A 14,185-nucleotide genomic window follows, 5' to 3' on the forward strand; every position below is an offset into this window, starting at 1 on the left:
GCCGACAGCCGAAGTCTAGCCCAACGCTCCACCGGACCTGCCCGTCAAGATGGGATGCCCGGCCGCTTACGATTTATTCGACGAATTTCCAACTCGGGACACTAGGGCCTGGGCGTTCCAACGGACAGCACCACGCCGCCCCTACAACTACGCCTGCAAAGTCATGGTCTGGCGCCTCACGAAGATCCAGCACAGGCCTAAAGCGATGACAGCAACCACGGCGTTGCCAATGAGCTGACCCACCAGGACTCCGTGCGCTCCCCAATGGACCGCGCCTACGAACACAAAGGGAACGGTGCCGAACGTCGCGCGGCTCCCGTTGGCAACCGCGGAGAACAATGGCTTGCGCATGACGTTGAACGTGGGCAGGCTTGATTTGCTGTGAGTGGGATTTCAACCAATTGCCACGATCAGAGTTCAGCTATTTGTTCATTCATTTATCGCCGCGCCGAGTGCGCCAATGCCGTTGGCTCCACGGTTGGGCCGCAATCTTGCCAGCAGCGGCTCCATTGCTTTGGCGACAGACAGCAAATGCCAGTCGTCAAAGCGGCGGCCGACCAACTGAAGGCCGACGGGCAATCCTTGTGCGGTCTGAGATGCGGGTATGGAGACCACGGGGCCCTCTGTGACACTGAACAATGTCGTGTAGGACTGCGTGACGTTGTAGTACGGCACAGCCTTGCCATCCACTGACAGCGGCTCATCGTACACATTGAAAATTCCGAATGTCCGGCTGTGCTTGTGGTGCGCAAAAGCGGGCACCGGCGAGACAGGGACGATCCAGGCGTCATAGCCAATGAGGAATCGCTCCATTGCATTGGTTTGCTGCGCCTGCTCTGTCAGCGCTCGCATGTAGCTTTCAACGGAGATCGGGTCGAGGATCCTGCGCTGGTGGGGGATATCTTTTACCGATTTTCCTGCAAACAGGCGCCCGATGCGGCGTGCAAGGTTCGAGCGCTCATAGCCGCCTTGCATCCCTACAAGTGCCCCCCAGGTTTCCCAGGTGCGTTGGTATGAAAAGCCTTGGGGTTTGGCCTTTTCGACAATTGCGCCTGCTGCGCGCAGCGCGTCCACCACCTGTTCAATGGCCTTCTTGACGTCCACACCGACAGGCATTCCCCCCAACTCGACCGCATAGGCAATCTTCAGACCTGTCAACGCTACCGGTTGGGCGGATCGAGGATGCAGCGGAGCGACCGTTGCGTCTTCGGGCGAGGTTCGCGCCAACACCGACAAGGCCAGTTCGAGATCCTCGACACTATTGGCCAAAGGCCCCAACACAGCCATGGTCCTGATGCCGTCCACCTCGTCGGGCTTGGGTGGGATATGGCCAAGCATCGACACAACACCATGGGTTGGCCGCAAGCCCCAGACACCGGTGTAAGCGGCGGGAAGGCGGATCGAGCCCGCTAAGTCAGAGCCGAAGGAAAGAGGCGACATGTGCGAGGCGACTGCGGCAGCGCACCCACCGCTGCTACCGCCTGTGGTCAGTTTCACATTCCAGGGGTTGTTGGTGGTTCCAAACAGGGTGTTGGTCGTTTGCATATCCATCGCCAGCGTTGCGGCATTGGTTTTGGCCAGGACAATGGCCCCCGCCTGGCGCAAAAGAGCCACCGCAACGGCGTCATTTTCGGGAACGTAGTTGGCCAGATCAGATGAGCCGGCAGTCGTGCGCAGCCCGCGTGTTGCATAGGTATCCTTCACCGTCACGGGAACTCCATGCAACGGGCCCCAGATCTCACCGCGCCCCAACGCCTGGTCCGCAGCCTGTGCACGTTCCATTGCGGCGTTCAGATCCAGCACGACGATAGCGTTGAAATCTTCGTTGTAACGCGCGATCTGGCTGACAAACGCCCGCACCACCTGAACAGAACTGAGCTCCCGTGCCTGGATCTTGCGTGCCAAGTCAGACGCCGTCATTGTCACGATCTGTGCGTCCTTCTCAGAAACAGGCCAACTGTCGCTGGAGGGTATTGCGCGATGGGGGCCGGGCATTGAATTGCCCGATGCATTGGGTGTCAGTGCTGCTGTCAGGACGGGAGGTCCCTGCAAGGTGTGTTTGAGAGTGTTCACGAAGGCGGTTCATCAGTGCTTGATGGCTCAATCATCAAGATCTAGAATCAATGCGTCTATTGCATATTTCAGATGAACCCATTCAGAATATGAAACTGTTAGGACTGGACCTGGATCTGCTGATTGCACTGGATGCGCTTTTGGATACCGGTTCTGTAAGCGCAGCCGCAGGACGGCTCCATCGGTCCCAACCAGCGGTGAGCAGGATGTTGGGGCGGCTGCGGGAATGCTTTGATGACCCGCTGTTTGTTCCCCATGGGCGAGGACTCGCGCCCACCCCGCGTGCCATCGCGTTGCGTGGGCCGTTGAAGTTGAGTTTGAGCGAAGTTCAGCAGTTGTTGAACCCACCGCGTGCGTTCGATCCGTTGCGGGACAAGGCGCACTTCCGCATTGTGAGTTCGGACTACGCAGCGGTCGCGCTGATGGGCTCCATCGTCAGTTGGCTGCACGACCATGCACCCCATGTGCATATTTCTCTGCTCCCTGTTGCGGGCAATCCCGAGAGCTTGCTTGCCAGTGGCGAGGCCGAAATCATGTTCGGTCCACAAGAGTTCTGTCCTGGGTGGTGTGCGAGTACCCCTTTTATCGAGGACTCCTGGATGTGCGTGCGGCGAAAAGGCGAACCGCTGCCGACCTCTTTGAAGGAGTACCTGCAAATGGCACATGTGGCGGTTCACATCGAACGCGCCTTTGGGAATCAGGTGGATGAAGCGTTGCGCAAGCGGGGACGGGCAACGCGCCGGGTACAAGTCACGGTGCCCGATTTTGCGGCAGCTGTTTTCATCACCGCCAACAGCCCACTGCTGGCCACGTTGCCCAGCCCGGTGGCGCGCGCTGCCTCGAACCTGCTGTCAATGGAGTTGGGTGAAGTACCACTGCGCGTGCGCGGATCGTCCGTGTCCATGATCTGGCCACGCCGTCTGGAACGCGATCCGCCTCATGTATGGCTGCGCCAAGCTGTTCTTGACAGTGCAGGCTTGTCTTTCCGGGGCTGAGCGCGTCGCTGTTGCATTGACCGGGTGACGCAACTTGTCTGGGTCAGTGCCAGCAATGGGTTTCAGCGCTTTCATTCTCTGTGCCAACGGTCACGCTGAAACACGCGTAAGACGCTCGATGTTCCGACGTGCTCAAAGATCGACCTCTGGCGGCCCACAGCGCATGATCTCGGCCCGCTGCACGTTCATGTGAAGGGCACCGCCACCAGCCCCCTGGTGCAGACCTGGCATATGCCTTTGCACCATCTGCGATGGACGCAAGGCAGCGGCGCCGAAGAACCCATCGAACGGACATGACCTGCGCCAGCCTCCCTGCCGCCGGCCCGTGGAGTCCTATGCCTTCGGCAGCGGCAGCGCCGTCTTGTAGCGCACCTGCTTGAGTGCAAAGCTCGAGCGGATCTTTTCCACGCCGGGTATGGGGGCCAGCCGCTCCAGGATGAAGCGCTCCAGCGCCCCGATGTCGGGCACGGCCACGCGGATCAGGTAGTCGCTGTCGCCGCTCATGAGGTAGCACTCCATCACCTCGTCGTGCTCGGCGATGCGCTGCTCGAAGTCGCCCAGCGCCTCCTTGCTCTGCGTCTTCAGGCTGATGCTGATGAACACGTTGAGCCCCAGGCCCAGGGCGGCTGCGCTGGCCAGGGCCACGTAGCGGCTGATGACGCCCGCGGCCTCCAGCGCCTTCACGCGTGCCAGGCAGGGCGAGGGCGACAGGTGGACGCGCCGCGCCAGCTCCACGTTGGACAGGGAACCGTCGGCCTGCAGCTCGGCCAGAATGCGCAAATCCAGGGTATCCAGCTTCATGTGCTGCAGTGTAGGTGGTTTGCCGCACGAAGTGCTGTAGCCGGGGCTTTTGCGGGCCAGAACGGCATCCCATTCGGGGCCCCAATGGCTACAGTTGCGGCATGAACGCCCCCACCGCCCCCCACCACCTGCTCATGCCTGCATCGGCCACCGCGTTGGCTGATACGGACCCCCAAGAAACCGCCGAATGGCGCGATGCCTTCCTGGCCCTGGTAGCGACCGAGGGGCCCGAGCGCGCGCGCTTCATGCTGCAGGAAATGGTGCGCCTGGCGCGGGCCCGGCGCGTGGGCTGGCAGCCCGACCTGAACACGCCGTACGTGAACACCGTGGCCGTGCAGGACCAGCCTGTCTTCCCCGGCGACCTGGCCATCGAGGAGCGCGTTGCGTCCATCGTGCGCTGGAACGCGCTGGCCATGGTGGTGCGCGCCAACCAGGCCTATGGCGAACTGGGCGGGCACATCGCCAGCTACGCCAGCGCGGCGGATCTGTTCGAGAGCGGCTTCAACCATTTCTTCCGGGCCCGTGAAGGCGTGGGCGAGGGGCAGCACCGGGGCGATCTGGTGTTCTTCCAGCCGCACAGCGCGCCGGGCGTGTATGCGCGCGCCTTCCTGGAAGGTCGCCTGTCCGAGCAGGACCTGATGCACTACCGCCAGGAACTCACGGCGCCGGGCGCGGGCGCGCAGGGCCTGTCGAGCTACCCGCACCCGTGGCTGATGCCGGACTTCTGGCAGTTCCCCACGGGGTCGATGGGGATCGGTCCCATCAGCAGCATCTACCACGCGCGCTTCATGCGCTACCTCACGCACCGCAACCTGCTCGACTGCTCGGCGCGCAAGGTCTGGGGCGTGTTCGGCGATGGCGAGATGGACGAGCCCGAGAGCATGAGCGCGCTGACCCTGGCTGCGCGAGAGGGGCTCGACAACCTGGTCTGGGTGGTCAACTGCAACCTGCAGCGCCTGGACGGCCCGGTGCGCGGCAACGGCCGCATCATCGACGAGCTGGAGCGCCTGTTCGCCGGCGCGGGCTGGAACGTGGTCAAGCTGGTCTGGGGCAGCGACTGGGACGGCCTGTTCGCCCGCGACCTGACCGGCGCGCTGGTGCGTACGCTCGAAGGCACGGTGGACGGCCAGATGCAGACCTTTGCGGCCAAGGACGGGCGTTTCAACCGCGACAATTTCTTCGGCCAGAACCCCGAGCTCGCGGCCCTGGCCCAGGGCATGACGGACGAGCAGATCGACCGCCTCAAGCGCGGCGGGCACGACCTGGTGAAGATCCACGCCGCATACGCTGCGGCAGCGCGCCACCAGGGCCAGCCCACGGTGATCCTGGCGCACACCAAGAAGGGCTACGGCATGGGCACGGCCGGCCAGGGCAAGATGACCACGCACAGCCAGAAGAAGCTGGACGAGACCGACCTCATCGAGTTTCGCAACCGCTTCAACCTGCCGCTCACCGACGAGCAGGCCACCAGCCTGGCCTTCTTCAAGCCGGCCGAAGACAGCCCCGAGATGCGCTACCTGCGCAGCCACCGCCAGGCCCTGGGCGGCTACCTGCCGCGCCGTGAGACGGCGTGCGAGGCGCTGCCCGTGCCCGCCATCGAAAGCTACGCGCAGTTCGCGCTGCGGGCCGATGGCAAGGAGATGAGCACCACCATGGCCTTCGTGCGCATGCTCGGCAGCCTGCTCAAGGACGCCACGCTGGGCCCGCGCATCGTGCCCATCGTGGCCGACGAGGCGCGCACCTTCGGCATGGCCAATTTGTTCAAGCAGGTCGGCATCTACAGCAGCGTAGGCCAGCGCTATGCGCCCGAGGACATTGGCTCGGTGCTGAGCTACCGCGAGGCGCTCGACGGCCAGATCCTCGAAGAGGGCATCAGCGAGGCCGGCGCCATCGCCAGCTGGACGGCCGCCGCCACCAGCTACACGGTGCATGGCCTGGCCATGCTGCCGTTCTACATCTACTACTCGATGTTCGGGTTTCAGCGCGTGGGCGATGCCATCTGGGCCGCGGCCGACCAGCGGGCGCGCGGCTTTTTGCTGGGCGCCACCTCGGGCCGCACCACGCTGGGCGGCGAGGGCCTGCAGCACCAGGACGGCAGCAGCCACCTGGTGGCAGCCACCATCCCCAACTGCAAGGCCTACGACCCGGCCTATGCGGGCGAGATGGCCGTGATCGTGGATGCCGGCATGCGCGAGATGGTGACCGAGCAGCGCGACGTTTTTTACTACGTCACGCTGATGAACGAGAACTACGCCCAGCCCGACCTGCCCGAGGGCGCGGCCGAGGGTGTGCTGCGCGGCTGCTATGTGTTCCAGCGCTTCGGTGCCGAAAGCAGCGCTGCGGCCAATGCACGCCAGGTGACGCTGATGGGCTCCGGCGCCATCCTCACCGAGGTGGTGAAGGCCGCACAGCAACTGGCCGCCGAGGGCATTGCCGCCACCGTGGTCAGCGTGACCAGCTGGAGCGAACTGGCACGCGATGGCGTGGCGTGTGAGCAGCGCGCCATCGCGGGAGAAACAGATAAGCCGGGTACCCCCTGGCTTGCAGCACAGCTGGCCGCCACAAGCGGACCGGTGATTGCTGCAACCGACTATGTGCGCGCCGTGCCCGAGACCGTGCGCGCCTTCGTGCCCGAAGGGCGCAAGTACCTGACGCTGGGGACCGATGGCTTCGGGCGCAGCGATACGCGGGCGGCGCTGCGGGAGTTCTTCGGGGTGGATGCGGCCGCCGTGGTGCGGGCTGCCAAGTTTGCGTTGGGGGCCACGGCAGCGCGTTGAGCCTTCTGCAAGCCGTTGTAAAGCATGCTCTTTCAGGGCGGCAAGCGTGGTGCGCTACGCTTGCCGCCTTGGTGTTTTTATGCGCTTGTTTCCCATGACCCAGCCCTTTGCCACGGTGGCCCTGACGGCCGAGAACATTGCCGATTGTGCGGACCTGTACCTGGGCGTGTTCAATGCACCGCCCTGGAACGATGGATGGGAGCATGCCGCTGTGGTGGAGCGGCTCACGGCATTCATGGGCTTTCCGGCGGCGCGCGCAATGGCGTTGCTGGTCGAGGAGGTGCCGGTCGCCATGGTGCTGGGCTGGAAGGAGCGTTGGGTGAATGGGTGGACGTTTCACATCAAGGAGATGTGCGTGGCCGGGCATTTGCAGCGACAAGGTGCTGGGGCAGTCCTGATGCGTGCGCTGGAGGATGCGCTGCGGGACGAGGGGGTCATGAGTGTGAACCTGCAGACCCTGGAGGAGGCGCCGGCGTTTGGGTTCTATGAGGGCCTGGGCTATGGCAAGGGGCGAGTGGTGATGCTGGGGAAGCTGCTGTAGTTACCCAGGCCATCGGCAAACGGCTGGTGTGGCGCAGTCGGGGAACCACCAGTGCCGGCCGGTTAAGAGCCTTCTTACAATGTGTTGCAGCCAACCATTGGAGGGCGCCATGGCACATGTCACCTGGGACCACGATCCGCCTACCACCTGGATAGCGACGGTCAGCGGGCAAGCCGTCTGTTCCGTCAAGCGCAAGGACATTGGCGGGTGGACCGCGGGCTGGACGGATGAGCGCTTGTGGCCGGCGCCCGCCCATCTGCCCAAGGCCCAGCCGCAGCCCACGCGGTTCTTCAGCAGCCTGGAAGAGGCCAAGGTGGCGGTGGAGCAGGCGCTGGCGGCCTGAGTGTCGTTCCAGTTGTTTGGGTGTTTTGCGTCGCTGCGGTACTGACGCGCCGCGCCCTGCCTGCAACCACCATGGCCGGCGTTTTCCAGTCGCCTGTTGCTGACTGTGTGCCTGGTTTATGGACGGAGGCGGGGATGTGCGCCCGGCGGCGCACCTACCTTCTTTTGCGTCGCCAAAAGAAGGTAGGCCAAGAAAAGGCGACCCCGCTGCCCGTGTCCCCCATCGCCCTGTCGGGCGCTGGGGGCAGCCTGCGATGCTCGGGCCTGGGGTGACGCCGAAGAACTCCCTGCGCTGCCTCTGCGAGGCAGCTCCGGTCAAACAGCTTCGGCGAGCCAGACAACGATGCGCGTGTCCTTCGGCACGCGCTCACCCCAGGCCCTGCGCTTCTCGGCACGGTCAGAAGGGGGTGGGAACGGGCTCCACACGGGCCATTGCTTCGCTCGGCCTGTGGTCCTTCGCTGCGCTTGGCCTGGGCAGGGCGATCGCGAAAGCACGTCGGCAGCGCGCACCGCGCGCGTAACAGACCCCAGGCGCAGCTGCGCAGCAGCAGCCGTCTGTGACCCCGCTCCCCACCCCTGCTGGCTGCGCCGAGAAGCGCAGGAGCTGGGGTGGGCGTGTGTGCCGAAGGACACACACGCTTCGTCGTCTGGCTCGTCGCTGCTGTTTGAGCGGAGTTCGAAGAACGCAGCGAGTTCAGCGACGCCCACCCCAGATCCGAGCATCGCAGGTTGCCCCCGTTCGCCCGACAGGGCGAACGGGGGACGCAGACTGGGGGTCGCCTTTTCTTGGCCCACTGACCCGTCCTGCCCTGCGTTGACACCTTCCCTCCCCAAAAAGGAAAAGTGTCATGGAATCAAGGACCAAGCGCACGCAGCGCGACTACACGATGGCCTTTAAGCTGGCAGTTGTCGAGCAGGTAGAAAAAGGCCAGTTCACCTACAAACAAGCCCAGGTGCATTACGGCATCCAGGGCAAGTCGACGGTGCTGGCGTGGCTTCGCAAACACGGCAGACTGGGCTGGCCGCGTGCGGCATCATTGACGGCAATGCCCATCGACAAAGCCCCCAGCCCCCTCACACCCGAGCAAGAGATCAAAGCGCTGAAGGCGCAATTGCAGCAATCCCAGCAGAAGGCGCAGTTGTTCGAAGCCGTGATCGACGTGCTGCGCAAGGACTATGGGGTGCGCATCGTAAAAAAGCCTTCTGGCAAGTCCTCGACCAAGCCCTCATCCAAGGGCTGAGCGTGAGCAGGGCTTGCCAGCACATGGGCGTGAGTCGCCAAGCGTATTACCAAGGGCGCTGCCGACATGCCCAGCGCGTGGAGCACGCCAAGGTTGTCGTTCAACAGGTCAAGGAGCTGCGCATGCGCCAGCCTCGGGTGGGCACGCGAAAGCTGCATCACATGCTGCGTGAACCATTGGGCCTGCAGGGCATTGTCTTGGGCCGGGACGCCATGTTCGACGTGTTGCGCAACGCCAGGATGCTGGTTCCTCCTGGACGTGCGTACCACAAGACCACCCACAGCCACCACCGCTTCAGGCGCCATCCCAATCTGCTCAAGGTCGGGCCACAGCAGGTGCATGCTGCCCACAGTGAGCAAGTCTGGGTGGCCGACATCACCTACCTGCCCACCGCAGGCAGGTTCGTGTACCTGAGCCTGGTGACGGATGCCCACTCCCGCAAGATCGTGGGCTGGCACGTGCACGAGAGCTTGCAGACCGAGGAGGTGGCGCAGGCGTTGCAGATGGCGCTCAGGCAGCGCCAGACCCGCCAGCGCCTGGTACACCATTCGGACAGGGGGATTCAGTACTGCTCGACCTACTACCAGCAGCTTCACCGCAGCCATGGACTTACCTGCTCGATGACGGACGGCTACGACTGCTACCAGAACGCGTTGGCCGAGCGGGTCAACGGGATTCTGAAGACGGAGTTCCTGTTGAGCCGGCCACAAGACATCCATCAAGCCAGGCGCATGGTGCAGCAGTCAATAGAGATATACAACCACGAGAGGGTTCATCTGTCGCTGAAAATGCAAACACCCGATGCGGTGCATCGGGCGTCATTGGCCGGGTTGCTCCGGCTTGTTTAACCGTTTGAGGTGTCAACGCTATTCAGGACGGGTCACACCTTCTTTTGGCGACGCAAAAGAAGGTGGGTGCGCCGCCGGGCGCACATCCCGGCCTCCGACCTTGAAACATACACGCGGCAACCATGCAGAACAATCCGCAGAAGCCACCCATGGACTCAACGTAGGCATGCAGCAACAAGAGCCATCAAAAGGCCGATATCACCACCCCCCAAAACGACCCCAATCCCCCACCACAACCCCACCCTCCACCGCCCGATACTCCCCATACTGCGCCCCCGTGGCACACGCATGGTTCGGCAAGATCCGCAACTGCCTCCCCACCGGAAACCGCCGTGCAATATCGCCCACGTCCAGCGACCCGGATCCACCGGCCAGCGACAAAATCCCGTGCTCCTGGTTCGCACCACTGAGCACATAGCCGTCGAGCACCGTCCCATCTACATCGCACACCTGGCCATAGCCATAGTCGTGCGACTGCTTTTGCGTGCCCCGGTCGCGGCTCATGGCCATCCAGCCGGCGTCGACGATGGCCCAGCCCTTGTCCACCTGGTGGCCGATCACGGTGGTCAGCACGCTCAGGGCGATGTCGTCGGTGCTGCACACGCCGACGTTGCGCATCACCAGGTCGAAGAACACGTACACGCCCGCGCGCACCTCGGTCACGCCCGTGAGGTCGCGGGCCGACAGGGCCGTGGGTGTGGAGCCCACGCTCACCATGGCGCAGGGCAGGCCTGCGGCGCGCAGGCGCTCGGCCGCGTGTACGCAGCCGGCGCGCTCCTGCTCGGCCAGGGCGGTGAGGGCCTCGGGGGTGTTCAGGTCGTAGCTGCCGCCCGCATGCGTCAGGACGCCGGCCAGGCGCATGCCGCCCTCGTGCAAGGCGCGGCCCACGTCGATCAGCACCCCCTCGTCGGGGCGGATGCCCGAGCGGTGGCCGTCGGTGTCCACCTCGATCAGCACCTCGAAGACCTCGCCGTTGGCGCGGCCGAAGTCCGCGATGGCCTGGGCTGCGGCGACGTTGTCGGTGATGATCTTCAGGTCGCAGCCCTGGCGGCGCAGCGCCAGCACCTGGGGCAGCTTGTGTGGCACCGTGCCCACGGCGTACAGGATGTCGGTGATGCCGTGGGCGAAGAACTGCGCTGCCTCCTTGAGGGTGGAGACGGTGATGCCCTGCGCGCCGGCGGCGATCTGCGCCTGGGTCACCGCCGGGCACTTGGCCGTCTTGGCGTGCGGGCGAAAGCGCACGCCCAGTGCGTTCATGCGCTCTTGCATGCGTGTGATGTTGCGCTGCATGCGCGGCAGTTCGATCAGGGCGGCGGGGGTGTCGATCTGCGCCAGGGGTGTCCCGAGGTGGTTGGCTGTTGCTTCTTGCATGGCGGGGGCTCCTTTTCTCTCGTGGGGTCAGCCGGCGAGCAGGCTGCAGAAACGCTCCATGTCCACGTTGCCGCCGCTGATCAGCACGCCCACCTTCTTGCCCTTGAGCTCGCTGGCGCGTGCGCGCGCTGCGGCAAAGCCCAGGCAGCCGGTGGGCTCCACCACCAGCTTCATGCGCGTGGCAAAGAAGCGCATGGCGTCCACCAGTTGCGCATCGCTCACGGTGAGGATGTCGTCCACGTCGCGGCGGATGATGGGGAAGGTGATCTGCCCCAGGTGCTGCGTCTGCGCGCCATCGGCAATGGTTTGGGGCGTGTCGATGTGCACGATGGAGCCGGCGCGAAACGACTGCTGCCCGTCGTTGCCGGCCTCGGGCTCCACGCCGTAGAGCTTGCACCGGGGCGACAGAGCGCGTGTGGACAGGGCCGAGCCCGAGAGCAGGCCGCCGCCGCCCAGGCAGACGAAGAAGGCGTCGAGCTCGCCCACCTCTTCGAACAACTCCTTGGCAGCCGTGCCTTGGCCTGCCAGCACGTCGGCATGGTCATACGGCGGGATCAGGGTCAGGCCGTTGCGCTCGGCCAGGTCACGGGTGATCTGCTCGCGGTCCTGCGTGTAGCGGTCGTAGAACACCACGGTGGCGCCATAGCCCTGTGTGGCCGCGACCTTGGCGGCGGGCGCGTCCTGCGGCATGACGATGGTGGCGGGCATGCCCAGCTCGCGCGCGGCCAGGGCGATGCCCTGGGCGTGGTTGCCCGACGAGAACGCGATCACCCCGGCCTTGCGCTGCGTGGCGTCGAATTGGGCGAGCGCGTTGTAGGCGCCGCGGAACTTGAACGCGCCCATGCGCTGCAGGTTCTCGCACTTGAAGAACACCTGGGCGCCCAGTTCTTCGTCGAGGATGCGCGAGGTGAGCACGGGCGTGCGGTGCGCAATGCCCGCGATGCGGCCGGCAGCGGCCACGACGTCGTCGTAGGTAGGAAGCTTGGTGAGAGTGGTCATGGCAATGGTGGGTGGTGGTGGATGGGTGAATGAGAGTGAAGTGCGGCGGGCATCACCATGGCCAGGCAATGCTGGTGCCCAGGCCCTGCGCGAGGGCCTGGGTGTGCAGCATGCGGGCGACGGTAAGGTCCTGCAGGGCCAGGCCCGTCATGTCGAAGACGGTGATGTCCTGCCCGTTGCGTTGCAGCGGCGCCTGGCCTGTGAGCAGGTCGCCCAGCTCGGTACAGGGCAGGTCGGGCGGCGCCCACTGCGCCTCGCCAATGCTGCGGGCCTGTGTGGCGTCGTCCACGAACACGCGGGCGCGTTGCAGCAGGCCTGGCGGCAGCTCGCGCTTGCCCCGGGTATCTGCGCCCACGGCATTGATATGGGTGCCGGGCTGCACGGCCGCTGCATCGAACAGCGCACCGCCGCCCGGCGTGGCGGTGATCACCAGGTCGCTCGCGGCCACGGCGGCATTGGCGTCGGTGGCGTGGGCGATGTCGCAGCGGCCCTGGAACTGTGCTTCGACATCGGGCCGCGGCTGGCCGTCGTGCGTGAGGTAGCACACCTGGGTGAGCGCGGGCAGCGCCCGCAGCGCAAAGCGCAACTGCACGCGCGCCTGCACGCCGGTGCCAAAGAGGCACAGGCGCTTGCTGTCGGCCCGTGCCAGGTGCTGCAGGCCCAGCGCGCCGGCTGCGCCCGTGCGTTCGGTGGTGATGGCATTGCCGTCCAGCATGCACAGCGGGCGGCCCGTGGCCGGGTCGATCAGCAGCACCGTGGCCTGGTGCGGCTCGCCGCCCCGTGCCCGGTTGGCGGGCCAGAAGCCGGCCGCCTTGAAGCCCAGCAGCCCCTGTGCGGGCACATCGCCCGACTTGATGCCAAACACGCCACCCGTGGGCAGCGCTTCGCGCACCACGGGGAAAACGCGGCCCGCGCGCTGGCTGTGCAGGGTGAAGGCTTCGTGCACGGCGGCCAGCACATCCTGCGGCTGCAGCAGGGCGCTGACCTGGTGGGTGTCGAGCAGCAGCAGGGAGGCCTGCGTGCGGTTGGTTGGTGCGATGCTCGTGCTCATGCTGTCAGCTCAGCGGGCATCGCCGTAGACGGTTGCGCGCGATACGCCCAGGTGCTGCGCCACCACCTCCATCGCGCGGCGCACCTCCAGGCTGCCCGACTCCTTGAGCTCGCGCAGCAGGGCGCGCCGCTCGGCTGCCTTGAGCGCGCGCGGCGCGGTCGACAGGCGCGCCGCGAACTGGTCGATGCGCAGGCGGATGGCATCGGCCCCCGCCGGGTCCAGCGACTCGGTGAGCCCCGTGTCACCGTCGATGGCCGTGAACTGGCCCACCACGCTCTGCAGGCTGCGAAACAGCGTGAGGTCCACGTTCAGGCACAGCGCGGCGATGTACTCGCCCGACGAATCCTTGATGCCCACCGACGTGCTCTTGGCCTGCCGCCCGTCGGCGAACTGGTTGGCGTAGTTGGCGATCACCTGCGGGTAGTCGGGGTCGGCGATGCGTGCCAGGCCCAGTTCGGTCGTTGGTTCGCCCACCGACCGGCCCGAGAGGTTGTTGTGGATCGCCAGAATGGACTGGCCCGGGTCCAGCAGGTCATGCACCACCACCTCGCAGAAGGGCGCAAAGGTCGCGGCCAGGCCCTGGGCCACCTGCTCGATCTGGGAGAGCAGGGCCTTTTGTTCGGGAGTGCGGTAAGGGGCAGAGGAGGGCGTGCGTTTTGGCATTTGGATAATTTATCCAAAAATAGATAAATTGTCAAAACCTGGAAAATTTGCCCCATCGGTGTTTCGTGGCGGAGCGCCTTGAGTCGCCGTATTCCTCAGTTCGTCTTACAGTGAGAGGCTCTTCTGGACCGGGTTTCCCGGCAACTCCAAGAACCCATGCCCAAACCCCATCACAACGTCTACGTCGTGGAGCTCTCTCTGGCGGTGCTGAGCGAGCGCAAGTTCCGCAGGTGCAACCCGAACTACATCGAAGGCAAGCCCTGCGTGTACGTGGGCATGACCGGGCTGGACCCGGACGTGCGCTTCGACAAGCACAAGGCGGGTATCCAGGCCAACCGCTTCGTGCAGCAGTATGGGCTGCGGCTGCTGCCCGATCTGTACGAGGGCTTCAACCCCATGAGTTACCAGGATGCAGTGGACCGCGAGATCGAGGTCGGCATCGACCTGCGCTCGGCCGGGTTCGGGGTCTGGCAGGCCTGACGC

General features: G+C 65.0%; 12 protein-coding genes. 6 read left to right on the forward strand and 6 right to left on the reverse strand.

Annotation, left to right across the window (positions count from 1 at the left end):
* Positions 1 to 429: 429 nt before the first annotated feature.
* Positions 430 to 1,905 carry an amidase gene (locus AC0IZS_RS18650; RefSeq protein WP_471636963.1) on the reverse strand — a complete coding sequence of 492 codons (1,476 nt, stop codon included), beginning with the start codon at positions 1,903 to 1,905 and terminating at the stop codon, positions 430 to 432.
* Positions 1,906 to 2,123: 218 nt separating this feature from the next.
* Between AC0IZS_RS18650 and AC0IZS_RS18655 the strand changes: the two genes are divergently transcribed.
* On the forward strand, positions 2,124 to 3,068 hold the full coding sequence (locus AC0IZS_RS18655; protein WP_471636964.1) for a LysR family transcriptional regulator: 945 nt from the start codon (positions 2,124 to 2,126) through the stop codon (positions 3,066 to 3,068).
* Positions 3,069 to 3,401: 333 nt separating this feature from the next.
* Here AC0IZS_RS18655 and AC0IZS_RS18660 read toward each other — a convergent pair whose 3' ends face one another.
* Positions 3,402 to 3,869 carry an Lrp/AsnC family transcriptional regulator gene (locus AC0IZS_RS18660; RefSeq protein ID WP_007854911.1) on the reverse strand — a complete coding sequence of 156 codons (468 nt, stop codon included), beginning with the start codon at positions 3,867 to 3,869 and terminating at the stop codon, positions 3,402 to 3,404.
* A 101-nt stretch (positions 3,870 to 3,970) separates the two neighbouring features.
* On the opposite strand from AC0IZS_RS18660, the gene mdeB reads away from it, so the two are divergent.
* From mdeB to AC0IZS_RS18680, 4 genes are all read left to right on the forward strand, one after another.
* Positions 3,971 to 6,646, forward strand: coding sequence for an alpha-ketoglutarate dehydrogenase (mdeB, locus tag AC0IZS_RS18665; protein ID WP_471636965.1), 2,676 nt, complete (start codon positions 3,971 to 3,973; stop codon positions 6,644 to 6,646).
* Positions 6,647 to 6,740: 94 nt separating this feature from the next.
* Positions 6,741 to 7,187: a GNAT family N-acetyltransferase gene (locus tag AC0IZS_RS18670; RefSeq protein ID WP_471636966.1), complete on the forward strand. Its 447-nt coding sequence runs from the start codon at positions 6,741 to 6,743 to the stop codon at positions 7,185 to 7,187.
* Positions 7,188 to 7,296: 109 nt separating this feature from the next.
* The gene (locus tag AC0IZS_RS18675) at positions 7,297 to 7,530 is read left to right on the forward strand and encodes a hypothetical protein (RefSeq protein ID WP_471636967.1); all 234 of its coding nucleotides are present in this window, start codon (positions 7,297 to 7,299) and stop codon (positions 7,528 to 7,530) included.
* Between the two features lie 847 nt (positions 7,531 to 8,377).
* Positions 8,378 to 9,618 (forward strand): IS3 family transposase gene (locus AC0IZS_RS18680; protein ID WP_471636968.1). Its coding sequence is split into 2 segments (ribosomal slippage): positions 8,378 to 8,735 and positions 8,735 to 9,618, totalling 1,242 coding nucleotides; the frame shifts between segments, so codons are not numbered across the junction.
* Between the two features lie 198 nt (positions 9,619 to 9,816).
* Here AC0IZS_RS18680 and AC0IZS_RS18685 read toward each other — a convergent pair.
* From AC0IZS_RS18685 to AC0IZS_RS18700, 4 genes are read right to left on the reverse strand one after another with little or no spacing between them, the layout of a single operon-like run.
* The gene (locus AC0IZS_RS18685; protein ID WP_471636969.1) at positions 9,817 to 10,989 is read right to left on the reverse strand and encodes a DSD1 family PLP-dependent enzyme; all 1,173 of its coding nucleotides are present in this window, start codon (positions 10,987 to 10,989) and stop codon (positions 9,817 to 9,819) included.
* 27 nt (positions 10,990 to 11,016) lie between these two features.
* On the reverse strand, positions 11,017 to 11,988 hold the full coding sequence (locus AC0IZS_RS18690) for a threo-3-hydroxy-L-aspartate ammonia-lyase (protein WP_471636970.1): 972 nt from the start codon (positions 11,986 to 11,988) through the stop codon (positions 11,017 to 11,019).
* A 52-nt stretch (positions 11,989 to 12,040) separates the two neighbouring features.
* Positions 12,041 to 13,039 carry an ornithine cyclodeaminase family protein gene (locus tag AC0IZS_RS18695; protein ID WP_471636971.1) on the reverse strand — a complete coding sequence of 333 codons (999 nt, stop codon included), beginning with the start codon at positions 13,037 to 13,039 and terminating at the stop codon, positions 12,041 to 12,043.
* 9 nt (positions 13,040 to 13,048) lie between these two features.
* A complete protein-coding gene (locus tag AC0IZS_RS18700) occupies positions 13,049 to 13,702 on the reverse strand; it encodes a helix-turn-helix transcriptional regulator (RefSeq protein ID WP_471636972.1) in 654 nt (217 codons plus the stop codon).
* A gap of 156 nt (positions 13,703 to 13,858) precedes the next feature.
* Here AC0IZS_RS18700 and AC0IZS_RS18705 point away from each other — a divergent pair, with 156 nt between their 5' ends.
* Positions 13,859 to 14,182 (forward strand): hypothetical protein, encoded by a 324-nt coding sequence (locus tag AC0IZS_RS18705; RefSeq protein WP_471636973.1) that lies wholly within the window; start codon positions 13,859 to 13,861, stop codon positions 14,180 to 14,182.
* Positions 14,183 to 14,185 lie beyond the last annotated feature (3 nt).

Source organism: Acidovorax sp. AC410, from assembly GCF_979253235.1.